This is a genomic window from Geobacillus kaustophilus (assembly GCF_000948285.1).
Taxonomy (GTDB): domain Bacteria; phylum Bacillota; class Bacilli; order Bacillales; family Anoxybacillaceae; genus Geobacillus; species Geobacillus thermoleovorans_A.
This window is the reverse complement of the sequence record NZ_JYBP01000003.1, coordinates 3,149,781-3,166,976: the sequence shown is the minus strand read 5'-3', so window position 1 is coordinate 3,166,976 and position 17,196 is coordinate 3,149,781. Positions and strand designations below refer to the sequence as shown.

Sequence of the window (17,196 nt, the reverse complement as noted above, 5' to 3'; positions counted from 1 at the left end):
TGTCATCGTCATTGAGCAAGTGCGCTTTTCTCTCTAGTTTTCATACAGCTCGATTTTCATACAGCTCGATCGGCAGCCCGTCCGGATCATGGAAGAAGGTGAACCGTTTTCCGGTCGCTTCATCAACGCGGACGGGTTCGGCATCGATGCCATGTTGGCGCAAGTAGGCAATGGCTTCATCGAGGTTGTCCACCGCCAAAGCAAGATGGCGCAGTCCGCACGCTTCTGGGCAACTTGGGCGCTTTGGCGGGTGTTCGAAGGAGAATAACTCAATCTGAATGCCGCCGTCCGCTTCTAAATCGAGTTTGTACGAGCGGCGCTCGGCGCGGTATTGCTCACGGATGGGGCGAAAACCGAGAATTTCAGTGTAAAATCGTTTCGACCGCTCATAGTCCGAGCAAATAATGGCGATATGGTGAATCGTGGCAAGACGCATGTCGACTCCTCCTATATAAGACGGGTGATGTATTGCAAAATACCGTTGAACTTATCCGTTTTTCAATTAGAGAAACCTTGTAGAACCAACTTTTTTTAAAAAATGCCGCTGATTTGCGCGTGACAGCCATTTTTCATTGGCCTTCTAGAAGGCTGGTGATTTAGTGAAAAGTCGCGGAAAACGGAATCTCTTCTCAAATTGAGAAATCCTGTAAAATCAACGCTTCTCTTTCAGCCGAAAGCAACGGGTTCGGCGAAATCGGTCGTTTTTCACCAGCCCTCTAGGATGTCGTTAAAAAGTGGCCTCCCACCGATGAAACCTGCATCGTTTTTACCAGCTTTCGATGCTTGGGGCGAATCGAACCGACAGTTATTATTTTGCGATAATGGAAACGCCTGTCGATGATTGTCGAAGCAGGCGAAAAATGTCCGCTCTCCTTATATTGACAGCCTGACAATCTATATACTATCATAAATCTTGTAGGTTAGAAAATTTGAAATATTCATTTGATATTTTGGCAGAAAAAGCGAATGTTCACCACGTTTTTTGTAAGCGCTTAACCGTTGTACTGCCTCATGATCGCCACACCATCGATGCTGCACCATTGTTTTTGTTTCCAATCACAACATGAGAACAAGGGGAAGGGGATATCACATGATCTATGAATTTAAATTGCCCGACATCGGTGAAGGGCTGCATGAAGCGGAAATCATTCGCTGGCTTGTCCGGGAAGGGGATGTGGTCAAGGCGGATCAGCCGATTGCCGAAATTCAAACCGATAAGGCGATGGTCGAAATGACGACGCCGGTCGCTGGCAAAGTCGTGGCGCTTGCCGGACCGGAAGGGGCGACGGTGAAGGTTGGAGAGCCGTTGATTGTCGTGGAAACCGAGGCGTCGGTCGCGGGGGAAGCCGCGCCCATCGAAGATTCGGTTCGGGAGCCCGTGCCTGTTCTGCATGGAGAAACGCCTCGTCCTGCGCGCAAACGGGCGATTGCCGCGCCGTCTGTGCGCAAGCGGGCGCGGGAGATGGGTGTTCCGATCGAAGAAGTGGAAGGAACGGGCGAAGGCGGTCGGGTGACGCTCGCCGATTTGGAGCGGTATGTCAGGGAGCGCGAGGCGGCCGCTTCGGTGGCGGAGGCGGCAAGAAGGGAAGCGAACGAAGCCGGCGTTCTGCCGACCGGCAGCGCGAGTGCGGCCGGAGGACGGCAGGAGAGTATAGCCTCATGGACATCCATCGCGAGTTTGGATGCGGTGTTTGAAGAAGAAGAGCGAATCCCGCTTCGAGGCTTGCGCAAAAAAATCGCCGAAAAAATGGTGAAATCGATGTACACGGCGCCGCATGTGACCGGCATGGACGAGGTGGACGTCACGAAGTTGGTGGAAATCCGCAAGCACCTTGCCAATCAATTGGCGGAAGAACGTATCAAACTGACGTATTTGCCGTTTATTATTAAAGCGGTGACAAGGGCGCTGAAGCAATATCCGATGTTTAATGCGGTGCTGGATGAGGAAACGAACGAAATCGTGTTGAAGAAACGGTATCACATCGGCATCGCGACGGCGACGAAAGCCGGTCTCGTCGTCCCCGTCATCCGTGACGCCGATCAAAAATCGATCCGCGAGCTCGCCATCGAAATCGCGGAACTGTCAGAAAAAGCGCACCGCCAGGCGCTTCGCCTTGAGGAGCTGCAAGGAAGCACGTTTACGATCACGAGCACCGGGGCGGGCGGGGGCTGGTTTGCGACGCCGATCATCAACTATCCGGAAGTGGCGATTTTCGGGGCTCATGCGATCAAACGGCGCCCGGTTGTCGTCGGCGATGAAATCGTCATCCGCGATATGATGGGGATGTCGCTCACCTTTGACCACCGCGTCATTGACGGCGAGCCGGCCGGGCGGTTTATGCGGACGGTGGCGCACTATTTGGAAAATCCGGAAGTGTTGCTCTTGGACGTGCGGTAGGCGGCGCTCGGTTAGGAGGACATGTCTTCGTGCTGGAAGAGAGCGAGCGCCAAAGAGAAGCAGCTGGGCCGTGATGAAAAAATGATGAGGAGGGAAGCCCATGTTTGACCCGGACAAATTGCCGGTCGAGATCGTGCGAATTCTCGATGAAAACGGAAATGGCGATGAGGAGAAGTTAGCGGCGTTTTCCGATGAGTGGCTGCTTCGTGCCTACCGGGAAATGCGGCGGGCGCGCGTCATTGATGAGCGGCTTTTGCGCATGCAGCGGCAAGGGCGGATCGGGACGTATGCCCCGTTTAGCGGTCAAGAGGCGGCGCAAATCGGCAGCGCCCTTGCGCTTCGAAAAGACGACTGGATTTTCCCGAGCTACCGCGAAGTGGCGGTCTGCTTGATGCACGGCATGCCGCTTGAGCAGTTTTTCCATTATGTGCAGGGCCGCCTGTCGGGAAAGCGGATGCCGGAAGGATTGAACATTTTCCCAACGCAAATCATTATCGCGGCGCAGACGTTGCATGCGGTCGGCTGCGCGTGGGCGTCGAAATTGAAAGGCGAATCGCAAGTATCGGTTGCGTATTTTGGCGATGGCGCGACGTCAGAGGGCGATTTTCATGAAGCGATGAATTTTGCCGCGGTGTACAACGTGCCGGTCATCTTTTTCTGCCAAAACAACCAGTACGCCATTAGCGTCCCGTACCGGAAACAGACGGCAAGCCGGACGATCGCGCAAAAAGCGCTCGCTTACGGAATGAAAGGGGTGCTCGTTGACGGCAACGATGTGCTGGCGGTTTATGAAACGATGAAACAGGCGGTCGAAGCCGCCCGCCGCGGCGAGGGTCCTATGTTGATCGAGGCGCTCACCTATCGGCTTGGGCCGCACACGACGGCGGACGACCCGACGAAATACCGCCGGCCGGAAGAGGTGGAAGCATGGCGGACGAAAGATCCGCTTTACCGTCTGCGCGTGCTGCTTAAACGGCGCGGATTATGGACGGAAGCGCAAGAAGAAGCACTTGTCGCCCAAGTGAATGACGAAGTGACGGCGGCGTACGAGGCGGCCATCGCCAGCAAATCCGGTTCGATTGTCGATGTATTCGATTACGTGTACAGCGAAGCGCCAACATTGCTTGCCGAGCAAAAAGAAGAAGTGATGCGGCGCAAACAACGGAGCGGGGTGAGATAAATGGCCGAGCTGACGATGATTGAAGCGATCAATGAAGCGATGCGCCAGGAGATGGAGCGCGATTCGCGCATCATCGTGCTTGGCGAGGATGTCGGCGAAAACGGCGGCGTTTTCCGGGCGACGGACGGGCTGCTTGAGCAATTTGGCGAGGGGCGTGTGTTTGATACGCCGCTTGCGGAATCGGGCATTATCGGCACGTCAATCGGTTTGGCGATCAATGGCATGCGGCCGATTGCCGAAATTCAGTTTCTCGGGTTTGTGTACCAGGCGATGGACCAGCTGGCGGCCCAGGCGGCGCGCATCCGCTTCCGCTCCGCCGGGAGGTTTTCGTGCCCCATCGTTGTGCGCAGCCCGTACGGCGGCGGGGTGCGGACGCCCGAATTGCATTCGGATGCGCTCGAGGCGCTGTTTGCCCATTCCCCAGGCTTAAAAGTGGTCATGCCGTCCAATCCTTACGATGCGAAAGGGCTATTGATTTCCGCCATTCGCGATGAAGACCCGGTTTTGTTTTTGGAGCCGATGAAGCTGTACCGGGCGTTTCGGATGGAGGTGCCGGAAGAACCGTACACGATTCCGCTCGGCCAAGCGCGGGTCGTCAAAGAAGGAGAAGATGTGACGATCCTCACGTGGGGGCCGACCGTACCGCTTGTCGCCAAACTGGCCGATGAGATGCGGACGAAAGGGATTGACGCGGAAGTGATCGATCTGCGCTGCCTTCAGCCGCTCGATATCGATGCCATCCTCGCCTCGGTCGAAAAAACGGGGCGGGTGATGATCGTCCATGAAGCGGTGAAAACAGGCGGGTTTGGCGCGGAAGTGGCGGCCTTGATCAGCGAGCGGGCGCTATTCGCCCTCTCGGCCCCCATCGTGCGCATCGCCGGCTACGACACGCCGTACCCGGTGCCGTCGGTCGAGGATGATTGGCTGCCGAACGCCGAACGCATCGTGGAAGGGATCGAAACGCTGCTGCGATACTAAACGAACCATGCCATCCGGGTCGATCGATCCACCATCAGAGTGCGTCAAGAGAAAAGGTGGCGCATCGATGGATGGCACCGCTTGATCCGATCGGGTGAGGAGGAGAACGATGAACGTATACGAATCACTGCTGGAATTGATCGGCGACCGCGAGCGGGTGAGCATCAATGAAACGGTGCTCGAACACCACAGCAAAGGCATCGCCTACCATGCGCCGCATGCGCCTGATGTCGTCGTCTTTCCGAAGACAGCAGAGGAAGTGAGCCGGGTGATGGCGTTTGCCAACGAACACCGCATTCCCGTTACGCCGTTTGGCGCCGGCACGAGCTTGGAAGGGCATGTCATTCCGGTTGCGGGCGGCATCAGCTTGGATTTGACGCTCATGAACCGTATCATCGATATTCGCCCGGACGATTTTCTCGCCATCGTCGAGCCGGGAGTGACGCGGCTGCAACTGAATGAGGCGCTGAAGCGATATGGGTTGTTTTTTCCGGTCGATCCGGGGGCGGACGCGACGATCGGCGGCATGGCGGCGACGAATGCGAGCGGCACGAACTGCGTGAAATACGGCGTCATGCGCGATCAAGTGCTCGGATTAGAGGTGGTGCTCGCTGACGGTTCGGTCATGCAGACGGGCAGCTTGGCGGTAAAATCGTCGGCCGGATATGACTTGACCGGCTTGTTCGTCGGATCGGAAGGGACGCTTGGCGTGTTCACTTGCCTCATCGTCCGCCTGCACGGCATTCCGGAAGCGACGAACGCTATCAAAGTGTACTTTCCATCGCTTGAGGCGGCGGCGCAAGCAGCGTTTGCGGTGTTGAAGGCCGGCGTCGGCCCAGGGAAAATCGAGCTCGTTGACGAAGCGACGATCGCAGCGGTCAATGCGTACAAAAAAACCGATTATCCGGTGAAGCCGACGCTGTTTATTGAACTGAGCGGCAGCCCATCAAGCGTCGAGGACGGAACAGAGCTTGTCAACGAATTGTGTGAAGCGGAGGGTGCTGTTTCATTCACGGTTGAAACCGACTCGCTCGCCCGCGCGAAGCTATGGGAAGCGCGCCATCATGCGGCGTTCGCCATTCAAGCGGCGTATCCAGGCAAGGCGATGCTGTCGACCGATGTGTGCGTCCCCCTGTCAGAACTGCCAGGGGCGATCGCCGATACGCGCCGGCTCGTTGACGAGCAGAAGATGACCGCCGCGATTTTCGGCCATGTCGGCGACGGCAATTACCATACGGTGCTTGCCTTTGACCCGAACGATCCGGAGGAGATGGCGCGGATTGAACAGGTGCACACCCATATCGTCCGCTATGCCTTATCGCGCGGCGGCACGTGCACGGGAGAGCACGGCATCGGCATTGGCAAACGGGCGTTTTTGTGTGAAGAAAAAGGAGACGCCGTGCTTTGGATGAAACGGTTGAAACAGCTGTTTGACCCGAACGGCATTCTCAATCCGGGAAAAATCTTTTTGCCGTAACGCTTCATCTGTATGGCGGCTCGATGGATTAGGTTGAATATTTCTCCCAAACATAAATGGGCTGAAGACGGGCCTTTATGGGGAAAAGGGTGCTCTCAATGGAACGGAGCACCTTTTTCTTCTTGTGTTTCTCTACAAGGATGGAGAGTGCCGTTGCTCGCATTTCATGAAACGTCCTCACGGTTGCTTTTTGCATACTGCGCGCTTGCTTTTCTTATCCTTTTTGTAACAGTTTGTTACTCCGAAGAAACAATTGTTTTTCACGTTCGTCTCGTTACAAAAAGCCGCCGCGCCCTTTACTTTTTTCGCCAAACACGGTTTATTGGTGATAGAATGATTCATCGACGTTGTTGCGAGAAAGGAGACGATCTGAATGGAGCATCGCCATCTGAAACCGTTTCCGCCCGGGTTTTTATGGGGTGCAGCATCAGCTGCGTATCAAGTCGAAGGGGCGTGGAACGAAGATGGAAAAGGATTATCGGTATGGGATGTGTTTGCCAAACAGCCGGGCCGAACGTTTAAGGGGACCAACGGCGACGTCGCTGTCGATCATTATCATCGCTATAAAGAAGATGTAGCATTGATGGCGGAAATGGGGTTGAAAGCGTATCGGTTTTCGGTGTCATGGAGCCGCGTGTTTCCGGATGGAAACGGGGCCGTCAATGAAAAAGGGCTCGATTTTTACGACCGCTTGATTGAGGAGCTGCGAACCCATGGGATCGAGCCGATTGTGACGTTATACCATTGGGACGTGCCGCAAGCCTTGATGGATGCCTATGGGGCATGGGAATCGCGGCGCATCATCGATGATTTTGACCGGTATGCTGTGACATTGTTTCAACGGTTTGGCGACCGGGTCAAATATTGGGTGACACTCAATGAACAAAACATTTTCATTTCTTTGGGCTACCGGCTTGGCTTGCATCCGCCGGGCGTAAAAGACATGAAACGTATGTATGAGGCAAACCATATCGCCAATTTGGCGAATGCGAAGGTGATTCAATCGTTCCGTCATTACGTGCCTGACGGAAAAATCGGGCCGAGCTTTGCCTACTCGCCAATGTATCCGTACGACAGCCGTCCGGAAAATGTGCTCGCTTTTGAAAACGCGGAAGAATTCCAAAACCATTGGTGGATGGATGTGTATGCGTGGGGAATGTACCCACAGGCGGCTTGGAACTATCTTGAATCGCAAGGGCTCGAGCCGACGGTGGCGCCGGGCGATTGGGAGCTGCTCCAAGAGGCGAAGCCGGACTTTATGGGAGTCAACTATTACCAAACGACGACCGTTGAGCATAATCCGCCAGATGGCGTCGGCGAAGGCGTGATGAATACGACGGGAAAAAAAGGAACATCCACTTCGAGCGGCATTCCAGGACTGTTTAAAACCGTGCGCAATCCGTATGTCGATACGACGAACTGGGATTGGGCGATTGACCCGGTTGGCTTGCGGATTGGCCTCCGCCGCATTGCCAATCGTTACCGGCTGCCGATTTTGATTACAGAAAACGGCTTAGGTGAGTTCGATACGCTGGAACCAGACGATATCGTGAATGATGATTATCGAATTGACTACTTGCGCCGCCATATTCAAGAAATTCAACGCGCCATCACGGATGGGGTTGATGTGCTCGGTTACTGTGTTTGGTCGTTCACCGATTTGCTCAGCTGGCTGAACGGCTACCAAAAGCGGTACGGATTTGTGTACGTCAACCGTGACGATGAATCGGAAAAAGATTTGCGCCGCATCAAAAAGAAAAGCTTTTATTGGTATCAGCGTGTGATTGCGACGAACGGTGCCGAGCTGTAGCTTTGTCACCGCCCGCTCGGCCCGCGGTCAGTCTGCGTCGGCAGCAACCGGTACATTTCCTTCGCGAGCCGCTCAAGCAAATAAACGACCGGCAGTTGTGTTGTCACATCCGTCTGTCCCATCCGCTCGGCGGTGGCATAATACGTCAAGTTGTAGTCCGAGATGTTCGCGAGTGTGCAATGTTTCCGGTTGGTGATGCTGATGATCGTGCTGCCGTTTTCCTTGAACCGGTGCACTTGGGCGAGCGTATATGACGTCTCTCCAGACACCGACAAGGCGATCACGGCGCAGTTGTGGAAATAATGGCCGTAAATCGGAAAAAACGGGTCCTTGATGTAGACGGAAAACTTTTGAAAGGCAGAAAAATAGCGCGATCCGTATTCAGCCAAAATGCCGGAGCTGCCGGAGCCGACAAAAATCACGTGATCCGCCCGGGCGATCGCGGCTGCCGCATCCAGAATGGTCCGCTCGTAATCGGCGGTCAGCGTCCGTTCGAAAAATTCCTTAAGCGCCTCTTGACTGCTGATGATCGCGGTTCGCTTTGTCTCGCGCAAATACAGCTTCCATTTCGTTTTAAATTCACTGAACCCTTCGCATCCGACCTTTTTGCAAAAGCGGAGCACGGTCGGCGGCGAGACATGGACGGCCTCGGCGAGCTCGCGAATGCGCATGTACGCGACTTCATGAGGATGTTTCATCACATAGTCGTAAATGGCGTAGTCGAGCTCGGAGAACTGGGCGATTTGTTCAGGAGTGAACATCGGGACACCTCGCTTTCATGGGACGGAACGTGCGATAGCTGGGAAAGGATGGCGCTTCCAAGCCCACTGGTTGATTCCTACATTGATTATACCATGCCCAACAGGGCGAAAGGGGAAGAGGAGTATGGATAAACGATTGAAAATGGCGACGATCGGCGGCGGGTCGAGCTACACGCCGGAATTGGTCGAAGGGTTGATCAAGCGTTATCATGAATTGCCGGTCGGGGAATTGTGGCTTGTCGATATTCCGGAAGGCAAAGAAAAACTCGAAATCGTTGGCGCACTGGCCAAACGGATGGTCGAAAAAGCCGGTGTGCCCATTGAGATTCATTTGACACTAGACCGCCGCCGGGCCTTGGAAGGAGCAGACTTTGTTACGACGCAATTTCGTGTCGGCGGCCTAGAGGCACGGGCGAAAGACGAGCGCATCCCGCTCAAATACGGGGTGATCGGCCAGGAGACAAACGGCCCGGGCGGATTGTTTAAGGGATTGCGGACGATTCCGGTCATTTTGGACATCATTCGCGATATGGAAGAGCTTTGCCCTGATGCATGGCTGATCAACTTCACGAACCCGGCTGGGATGGTGACAGAAGCCGTCTTGCGCTATACGAAGCAGGAGAAAGTCGTCGGGTTGTGCAACGTGCCGATCGGCATGCGCATGGGCGTCGCCAAGCTGCTTGGCGTTGATGCCGACCGCGTGCACATTGATTTTGCCGGCTTGAACCATATGGTGTTTGGCTTGCACGTCTATCTGGACGGCGTCGAGGTGACCGAAAAGGTGATTGATCTCGTCGCCCATCCAGACCGCTCCGGTGTGACGATGAAAAACATCGTTGACCTTGGCTGGGAGCCGGATTTCTTAAAAGGGTTGAAGGTGCTGCCTTGCCCGTACCACCGGTATTACTACCAAACAGACAAAATGCTCGCCGAGGAGCTGGAGGCGGCGAAAACGAAAGGGACGCGCGCCGAGGTTGTGCAGCAGCTCGAAAAAGAGCTGTTCGAGCTGTACAAAGACCCGAACTTGGCCATCAAGCCGCCGCAGCTCGAACAGCGTGGTGGGGCGTACTACAGCGACGCCGCGTGCAGCTTGATCAGCTCCATTTACAACGACAAGCGCGACATTCAGCCGGTCAACACGAGAAACAACGGCGCCATTGCGAGCATCCCTCCGGAATCGGCGGTGGAGGTAAACTGCGTCATCACGAAAGATGGACCGAAACCGATCGCCGTCGGCGATTTGCCGGTCGCGGTGCGTGGGCTCGTCCAGCAAATCAAGTCGTTCGAGCGCGTCGCTGCCGAGGCCGCGGTCACCGGCGACTACCAAACCGCGCTCGTCGCCATGACGATCAACCCGCTTGTCCCGTCTGACACCATCGCCAAACAAATGTTGGACGAAATGCTTGAAGCGCATAAAGAACATTTGCCGCAGTTTTTTAAACAGGCCAAAACAGTAGCTGGAAACTAAATCGTTTGGAAAAGCGATTGACAAAGCCGCCTGTCGCCGGGGCGGCTTTGTCATTTCATCGTGAAAAGCCGCACAACACAAGGGCTTTCTTCCCATTCACATTCCCCTTATTTTAGACAAAATCAATGCTTTTCACCAGCCTTTTCGGCAGGATTTTGCCCAAGGCGCGGCGAAGAAAATAAAGAAAGTTCAAATATCACAAGGAGGGAGACCGTGTCCGAAACGCGAATCGATCACGACCGGTTGTTTAAGGAGTTGCTGTCGACGTTTTTTGAAGAGTTTTTGCTTCTGTTTTTTCCGCACGTGTATGAACAAGTCGACTTCCGCCACGTCTCCTTTTTGTCCGAAGAGGTGTTTACGGATGTGGCGGCCGGCGAAAAGCACCGTGTGGATCTATTGGTGGAAACAAAATTGAAAGGGGAAGATGGGCTGATCATCGTCCATATCGAACACCAAAGTTACACGCAGCCGACGTTTCCCGAGCGCATGTTCATTTATGTCAGCCGTTTGTTTCAAAAATACCGCCGTCGCATTCTTCCCATTGCCATCTTCAGCTATGACGAACACCGCGATGAACCGTCCTCGTTCACCATCAAGTTTCCGTTCCTAACCGTTGTCGATTTCCGCTTTCTTACTGTTGAACTGCGCAAACAGCCATGGCGTGAGTACATTCGCCGCGACAACCCGGTCGCGGCCGCCTTGTTAAGCAAAATGGGGTATAATGAAAGTGAGAGAGTGGCAGTGAAAAGAGAATTTTTGCGCATGCTCGTCCGCTTGGAGCTTGACGAAGCGAAACAGCGGCTGTTGTTTGGATTTTTCGAGACGTATTTGACGCTGTCCGAACAAGAGGAAATCCAATTGCGAAACGAGGTGAACCAAATGGGAACGAAGGAAGCGAAAAAAGTGACGGATCTCATCGTGTCGTATGAGCAACGGGGGATGGAAAAGGGAATCGAAAAAGGAATCGAAAAAGGAATCGAAAAAGGCAAGATGGACATCGCGAAACGGATGCTAGGGAAAGGATATGATGTGCCAACGATTTGTGAATTGACTGGACTGTCGGTTGAGGCAGTGGAAAAGTTGAAAGGATAAACGAGTGGAGAGACCCCGTTCCGATGCAGCGAGCTTGTTTCGGAACGGGGTTTTTTTGCTCGCTCTGCACTTGATGATGGGCATGGCCATCGCCGTATGGCGAATGATGCCGGCCGGACTGACCCCTATTTGGATTTCATATAGATGCAATTCATCCATTTTCTTTTGTCTAGGCTAGCGCCCCGACGTTCGTGTACAATGGCGGTAGGAGGGATCAAGATGCGCGATTGGTGGAAACGGCTGTTTTACGGGGGCGGCATCGCCGCGCTGATTGGAAGCGCTTCCTTCACCGCCTATTGCGCTTGGAACGTGTATGCGTATCCGAAATCAGAAAAGGAACGGGTTCCGGAAACAACAAAAGAGGCCTATCATTTCGTGCTTGTGCCGGAGGAACTCGATAATGATTACTGGCGGCTCGTGGAAAAAGGAGCGAAAGCGGCGGCGAAAGAACTGGGGGTTGACCTCGAGTATATCGGCCCGCGGCAGGCGAATATTGATGAGCATTTGCGCATTTTGAAAAAAGCCGCGGCAGCGAAAGTCGATGGGATCATCACCCAAGGGTTGACGGAAGCGGAATTTGTCCCAGTGATTAACGAAATCACGGACAAGAATATTCCTGTGGTGACGATCGATACGGATGCTCCAACGAGCCGACGCGTCGCCTATGTGGGAACGGATAATTATTATGCCGGTTTTCTCGCGGGACGGGCGTTGGCTGAGGATACAAAGGGCAAGGCGACGGTCGCGATTATTACCGGCAGTTTGACGGCGGCGCACCAACAGCTGCGAGTGCGCGGATTTGAGGATGCAGTGAGACAGGAAAAAGGAATCCGCATCGTTGCCATCGAAGAGTCGCACATTACGCGTGTGCAAGCCGCGGAAAAGGCGTATACGATTTTGAAAAAGCACCCGGACGTGAACGCGTTTTACGGCACGAGCGCACTTGATGCGATCGGCATTGCCAAAGTGGTTGAACAGTTTCACCGCGAGCAAAAGACGTATATTATCGGTTTTGATACGCTGCCGGAGACGATCCGCTATTTGCAAAAAGGAACGATTGCGGCGACGGTCGTGCAGGAGCCGTATGAAATGGGATACAAGGCGGTCAAAATGATGACCGAGATCGTCGCCGGGAGAGACGTGCCGGCGGTGACGAATACGGAGACGAAAGTCATTCGGAAAAAAGACTTGCCGCTGCGCCCGGCGCGCAATTATGAGGCCAACATGCCATGAAGGCGCCTGCCAGTCCCACCGCAGGGAGGGGGCTAAAGGTTGGCGAACGCCGCTAAAGCATGAGAGAGGGCCGTCTTTGACGTTCGAACACGTTCGGTTTGAAGCGGCAGGGCGATGCAGGCGGCAAAGCGCCGGTGACAGCGGGGTGGAATCGAGATGAACATTCGGACGAAGATGCTGCTTTGTTTTACCGTTTTTTTGCTTTTGCTCAACGGAGCGGTGTTTCTTTTATACCAGACGAGCGAAGAGATGATGAGCGATTATGATCAACGGATGCGCCGATTGTTGCTGCTGAATGAAATTTCGCAAAGGACGAATCGGTTGACCGAGCAGTTGAACGCGTATGTGTCCGAAAAAGAGGGGCGATATGCGCGCGCGTATGAGCAAGAATACCGCTGGCTGCAGCAACACCGCCGGCAGCTCGGCGCCATCTTGCCCGTGCTGTCCGACCGGCTGGCGGCGGAAAACTATGAGCATATGATTGAAAGTTTGCTGGAGGAGGCGGCGCTGACGGTCTATCATTTTCAAGCTGGAAATATTGGCTTGTACTCGTCCCACTTGCATGAAACGATGAACATTGCGTCCTTTTTGCAAGAGGAAACGTTAAACTTGATTGACGATGAGCTGACGGCCTACCAACGGCGGTACGATGAAGTGGAGCGGCGCAACCGCTATTTCCGTTATATGGGAATGGGATTGTTTGTCACAACCTTGCTGCTTGGCGCCTTGCTGGCGGCGTTCTTTTCCGGCCACTTGACAAGGCCGATCATTCTTCTCTCGCGCGCGGCTCGATCCATCGCTGACGGGCGGCTGGATGGGCCGGATATTGAGCCGATGACCAACGATGAGCTGCGGCTGTTGACGATCACGTTTAATGACATGCGCCGCAATTTAAAGCAGCTGATTGCAGAGATGAAACAAAAGGCTGAGCTCGACCGGCTGGTGAAGGAGCTGGAACTCAAAAGCTTGCAGAGCCAAATCAACCCGCATTTTTTATTCAATACACTGAACACGGTTGCGAAGATGGCGTACTTGGAAGACGCCCAGCAAACGTCGCGGCTGATTGAAGCGGTGGCGGCCATTTTGCGCTACAACTTGGGCGATTTGCAGCGGACGGTGACGCTTGCCGATGAGGTGCGCATCGCCCGTGAATATTTCTTCATCCAGCAGACGCGGTTTTTTGATCGGATCAAGTTTTCGTTAGAGGCGGAACCATCTTGCCTCGATCAACCGCTTCCGCCGCTCACGTTGCAGCCGCTGATTGAAAATGCATTCATCCATGGCATTGAGACGTACGAGCAGGGAGCCGAGCTGGCCGTGTCCGTTTTCGTCGAAAACGAGCGGGTCGTTGTGGAAGTGCGCGACAATGGCGTGGGCATGGATGAGCAGGTGAAAGCGGAGCTTGACGCGTTGATCCGCGGCGAAGAACCGCCGGCGCGCCGCGAACAAGGGCGCGGCCATTCGACCGGCATCGGCTTGCGCAATGTCATTCGCCGGCTGCAGCTGTTTTACGGAGTGATGGATGTGGCCGAAATCGAGTCTGCACCAGGAAAAGGAACGACGGTGCGGTTATGGCTGCCAAGATGGCAAGGGGGGATGAACGGTGAAAGTGGCGATCGTCGATGATGAGGCGTTGGAGCGAAGAGCGCTTTGCAAAATGATCAACGACCACCTTCCGGACATCGAGGTGGTCGCCGAAGGCGCCAACGGGCGCGAGGCCATTGACATTGCCAAGCAATATTGTCCGGATGTGATGCTCATTGACATCAAAATGCCCGGCCTTGACGGGCTGCAAGCGATCGAAGCGATTCGCCAAGACGGATTGGATCTCGAGTTCATTATTGTATCGGCGTTTGATTTGTTCGACTATGCGAAACAAGCGATGCGGTTTGGCGTCAAGGAATATTTATTGAAACCAAGCCGGAAGGAGGAGGTCATTTCGGCTTTGGAACGGGTCAGCCAAGAAGTGGCGGCCAAGCGGCGACAAGAGGAGAGCAGCCGCCAGCTCGAGGAGCAGATTCGCCGGCTGCAGACGCTTGTGGAAAGCGAATGGCTGTCCGTCCTCATGACAGAAGACGTATCGGCTGATGAGTGGGAGCGGTGGAAGGAGCTGCTGCCGTTTTCGATTGCGTCGGGGATGTTCCTCGTCATTCAGTTTCCGGATGCAGAGGTGGCTGACGAATGGAAATCATGGCTGGACAAGCAGCTCAGCGGGCGGGCGCCAACGCGCTATTGGATCGGGCGGATGGCGAACCGGCGCCTGCCGGTCTTGTTTTTCCGCAGCCCAAACGATGGCGAGCCGGCCTGGAAGCCCGTCATCCAGGCATTGGCGCTCGATTTGGCGCGGCAGTTTTCAGCTCGGTACGGCGTCGCGCTGTATATCGGGCTCGGCTCCCCGTTTTCCCGCCTTGACCAACTTCGTTCCTCGTACTATGAGGCGCTGTCGGCTGCACATTATTACGCCGACCGGCAAAAAGCGCAAGTGGGGTTTCTGCCGGCGGAAGCGACGCGCGCCGGCGGGGAAGCGGAACGGGATAAACAGCTGTTTGAAGCGCTGCGCCTTGGCGACATCGAGCAAGCACGGCTGATTGGTCTCGCGTATATAGAGGAACTGGCCTCTTCTCATTCACTGCCGGCCGCCGGTCGCAAAGCGGAAGAGACCTTTGTGTGGCTCGGGCGTCTTCTATCAGAGCTGGGCATTCGTTACGAGCGGCTCACTTCCTTTGCTTCCTGCCGATCGGCGGCAGAATTGAAGCGGGCGGCGCTTGATGAACTGGACTGCATCGCGGCTGATCTCGAGGTTTGGCGCCAGCAGCAAGCGTATGGCAAACTCGGCAAGGCGAAAGACTACATTGACCGTCATTACGCCGAACCGCTGACGCTTGAGGAAGTGGCTGAACAAGCGGGCATCAGTCCGTACTACTTCAGCAAACTGTTCAAAGAGCATTTTGGCATCACCTTTATCGACTACGTGACGAACGTGCGCATCGAACGGGCGAAGGAGGCGCTCGCCCGCACCGATCTCAGTTTAAAAGAAATTTGTTTTTCTGTCGGCTACAACGACCCAAACTATTTCAGCCGCGTCTTTAAAAAGCAGACCGGCTTATCGCCGAGCGAATACCGGAAAAAAGTACAGGCGCGCTGACAAGGGGAGTGCTGTCTCCAACAAAGAAGGTGGATGGCGAGTCAAAAGGAGAACGGACAAGTCCCACAAACGAAGCGGGTTGCCCCGCCCTCTTCCGGCGCCCGAAACGAAGCCCGATCCCTTGATGGGGAGACGGGCTTCTTTCACGCCATGGAAGCGAAATGGCTGCTAGCTGGTACCAGAGAGCCTTTTGTTTGCCCGACAGGAGAACGGAAAACAAAAAAGTGAAGAAAAACGCAAAAAAGTGAAGAAATCAAGCCGCAGTTTGATGAGCGGCGCATGGTACACTCAACATTGAAAGGGGTTTCAAAAAACAGATGCAAAGGGGGAGAATCATGAGAAAGAAAGCATCCGCATGGCTTGCGCTTGCGCTTGGAATTGGGATGGCGCTGTCGGGCTGCAGCAGCTCGAACTCTTCATCCGATAACGCCAAACAAGGCAGCCAAAAAGCGGGAGAGAAGCTCGAGATTTTCAGCTGGTGGACCGGAGCCGGCGAGGAAGACGGCTTAAAAGCGCTCATCAAACTGTTCCAAGAAAAATATCCGGATATTGAAGTCGAAAACGCCGCGGTCGCTGGCGGGGCGGGGACGAACGCCAAGGCGGTCTTAGCGAGCCGCATGCAAGGGAACGATCCGCCATCGACGTTCCAAGTGCACGGCGGAGCAGAACTCAATGAAGGTTGGGTGGCCGCCGGCAAAATGGAGCCGCTCAACGATTTATATGAAAAAGAAGGCTGGATGGACAAATTCCCGAAAGCGCTCATCGATATGGTAAGCAAAGACGGCAACATTTACTCCGTGCCCGTCAACATTCACCGCGGCAACGTGCTCTGGTACAACAAAAAACTCTTTGCTGACAACGGACTACAGCCGCCGAAAACGTTCGACGAGTTTTTCCAAGTGGCGGACAAACTGAAAGCAAAAGGCATCACGCCGCTCGCCTTGGGCGACAAAGAGCCGTGGGCCGCAACGCACTTGTTTGAAAACGTGCTCCTTGGCACGCTCGGAACGGAAAACTACAAAAAGCTTTGGACGGGCGAATTGTCGTTTAACGATCCGCAAGTGAAACAAGCCGTTGAGACATTTAAGAAAATGCTCAACTATATTAACGAAGACCATAGCTCGCGCAACTGGCAAGACGCCGCCCAGCTTGTTGCCGAAGGAAAAGCGGCCATGTACGTGATGGGAGACTGGGTGAAAGGCTATTTTGTCAACGATTTGAAATTGAAGGTGAACGAAGACTTCGGCTATGTGCCGGTGCCGAATACGGAAGGCAAGTTTATGGTCATCACCGATACGTTCGGCCTGCCGAAAGGCGTGAAAAACCCGGACGATGTGAAGAAATTTTTAGCGGTGCTTGGTTCGGTGGAAGGACAAGATGCGTTCAATCCGCTGAAAGGCTCCATCCCGGCCCGCATCGACGCCGATCCGTCCAAGTACGATGAATACGGCAAACAAACGATGCAAGATTTCAAAACGGCGGAGCTGGCGCCAAGCTTAGCGCACGGTTCAGCAGCGCCGGAAGGCTTTGTCACGAAGGTCAATCAAGCCGTCAACATTTTCGTGACGCAAAAAGATGTGAAAACGTTCATCGACACGTTGGCATCGGCCGCAACAGAACTGAAGAAATAATCAGGAAAAGGGGACGGGAGCCA

13 protein-coding genes are annotated in these 17,196 nt (G+C 54.5%); 11 read left to right on the top strand and 2 right to left on the bottom strand.

All coding sequences use genetic code 11. The annotated features are described in order from the left end of the window. Positions 1–40 precede the first annotated feature (40 nt). Positions 41–436, bottom strand: a complete 396-nt coding sequence (locus tag LG52_RS16290; RefSeq protein ID WP_014196877.1) for a VOC family protein — start codon at positions 434–436, stop codon at positions 41–43. A gap of 654 nt (positions 437–1,090) precedes the next feature. Between LG52_RS16290 and LG52_RS16285 the strand changes: the two genes are divergently transcribed. From LG52_RS16285 to LG52_RS16265, 5 genes are all read left to right on the top strand, one after another. Continuing rightward, positions 1,091–2,398 (top strand): dihydrolipoamide acetyltransferase family protein, encoded by a 1,308-nt coding sequence (locus tag LG52_RS16285; protein ID WP_044732740.1) that lies wholly within the window; start codon positions 1,091–1,093, stop codon positions 2,396–2,398. A 100-nt stretch (positions 2,399–2,498) separates the two neighbouring features. Then, on the top strand, positions 2,499–3,578 hold the full coding sequence (gene pdhA, locus LG52_RS16280; RefSeq protein ID WP_021322689.1) for a pyruvate dehydrogenase (acetyl-transferring) E1 component subunit alpha: 1,080 nt from the start codon (positions 2,499–2,501) through the stop codon (positions 3,576–3,578). Further along, entirely contained in the window at positions 3,579–4,556 is a 978-nt protein-coding gene (locus LG52_RS16275; protein ID WP_044732739.1) for an alpha-ketoacid dehydrogenase subunit beta, read from the top strand. Between the two features lie 109 nt (positions 4,557–4,665). Next, positions 4,666–6,033 (top strand): FAD-binding oxidoreductase, encoded by a 1,368-nt coding sequence (locus LG52_RS16270; RefSeq protein ID WP_044732738.1) that lies wholly within the window; start codon positions 4,666–4,668, stop codon positions 6,031–6,033. A 373-nt stretch (positions 6,034–6,406) separates the two neighbouring features. Further along, positions 6,407–7,843, top strand: a complete 1,437-nt coding sequence (locus LG52_RS16265) for a glycoside hydrolase family 1 protein (protein WP_014196870.1) — start codon at positions 6,407–6,409, stop codon at positions 7,841–7,843. 5 nt (positions 7,844–7,848) lie between these two features. On the opposite strand, the gene LG52_RS16260 is transcribed toward LG52_RS16265, so the two are convergent. Next, on the bottom strand, positions 7,849–8,604 hold the full coding sequence (locus LG52_RS16260; RefSeq protein ID WP_011232683.1) for a MurR/RpiR family transcriptional regulator: 756 nt from the start codon (positions 8,602–8,604) through the stop codon (positions 7,849–7,851). A 124-nt stretch (positions 8,605–8,728) separates the two neighbouring features. Between LG52_RS16260 and LG52_RS16255 the strand changes: the two genes are divergently transcribed. The 6 genes from LG52_RS16255 to LG52_RS16225 all read left to right on the top strand — a co-directional run bounded on the left by LG52_RS16255 (position 8,729) and on the right by LG52_RS16225 (position 17,173). Next, positions 8,729–10,072, top strand: coding sequence for a 6-phospho-beta-glucosidase (locus LG52_RS16255; protein ID WP_011232682.1), 1,344 nt, complete (start codon positions 8,729–8,731; stop codon positions 10,070–10,072). Positions 10,073–10,285: 213 nt separating this feature from the next. Then, entirely contained in the window at positions 10,286–11,164 is an 879-nt protein-coding gene (locus LG52_RS16250; protein ID WP_014196869.1) for an Rpn family recombination-promoting nuclease/putative transposase, read from the top strand. Between the two features lie 219 nt (positions 11,165–11,383). After that, positions 11,384–12,397 carry a sugar-binding protein gene (locus tag LG52_RS16245; protein ID WP_044732737.1) on the top strand — a complete coding sequence of 338 codons (1,014 nt, stop codon included), beginning with the start codon at positions 11,384–11,386 and terminating at the stop codon, positions 12,395–12,397. 156 nt (positions 12,398–12,553) lie between these two features. After that, on the top strand, positions 12,554–14,023 hold the full coding sequence (locus LG52_RS16240; protein ID WP_044732736.1) for a sensor histidine kinase: 1,470 nt from the start codon (positions 12,554–12,556) through the stop codon (positions 14,021–14,023). After that, positions 14,001–15,542, top strand: coding sequence for a response regulator transcription factor (locus tag LG52_RS16235; RefSeq protein WP_044732735.1), 1,542 nt, complete (start codon positions 14,001–14,003; stop codon positions 15,540–15,542). Before LG52_RS16240 ends, LG52_RS16235 begins: the two co-directional genes overlap by 23 nt. A 335-nt stretch (positions 15,543–15,877) precedes the next feature. Further along, positions 15,878–17,173, top strand: coding sequence for an ABC transporter substrate-binding protein (locus LG52_RS16225; protein WP_044732733.1), 1,296 nt, complete (start codon positions 15,878–15,880; stop codon positions 17,171–17,173). Positions 17,174–17,196: the final 23 nt, after the last annotated feature.

Coding starts and splice junctions, on each gene's coding strand:
- LG52_RS16290 (WP_014196877.1), bottom strand. CDS start 436: ATGCGTCTTGCCACGATTCACCATATCGCCATTATTTGCTCGGACTAT.
- LG52_RS16285 (WP_044732740.1), top strand. CDS start 1,091: ATGATCTATGAATTTAAATTGCCCGACATCGGTGAAGGGCTGCATGAA.
- pdhA (WP_021322689.1), top strand. CDS start 2,499: ATGTTTGACCCGGACAAATTGCCGGTCGAGATCGTGCGAATTCTCGAT.
- LG52_RS16275 (WP_044732739.1), top strand. CDS start 3,579: ATGGCCGAGCTGACGATGATTGAAGCGATCAATGAAGCGATGCGCCAG.
- LG52_RS16270 (WP_044732738.1), top strand. CDS start 4,666: ATGAACGTATACGAATCACTGCTGGAATTGATCGGCGACCGCGAGCGG.
- LG52_RS16265 (WP_014196870.1), top strand. CDS start 6,407: ATGGAGCATCGCCATCTGAAACCGTTTCCGCCCGGGTTTTTATGGGGT.
- LG52_RS16260 (WP_011232683.1), bottom strand. CDS start 8,604: ATGTTCACTCCTGAACAAATCGCCCAGTTCTCCGAGCTCGACTACGCC.
- LG52_RS16255 (WP_011232682.1), top strand. CDS start 8,729: ATGGATAAACGATTGAAAATGGCGACGATCGGCGGCGGGTCGAGCTAC.
- LG52_RS16245 (WP_044732737.1), top strand. CDS start 11,384: ATGCGCGATTGGTGGAAACGGCTGTTTTACGGGGGCGGCATCGCCGCG.
- LG52_RS16240 (WP_044732736.1), top strand. CDS start 12,554: ATGAACATTCGGACGAAGATGCTGCTTTGTTTTACCGTTTTTTTGCTT.
- LG52_RS16225 (WP_044732733.1), top strand. CDS start 15,878: ATGAGAAAGAAAGCATCCGCATGGCTTGCGCTTGCGCTTGGAATTGGG.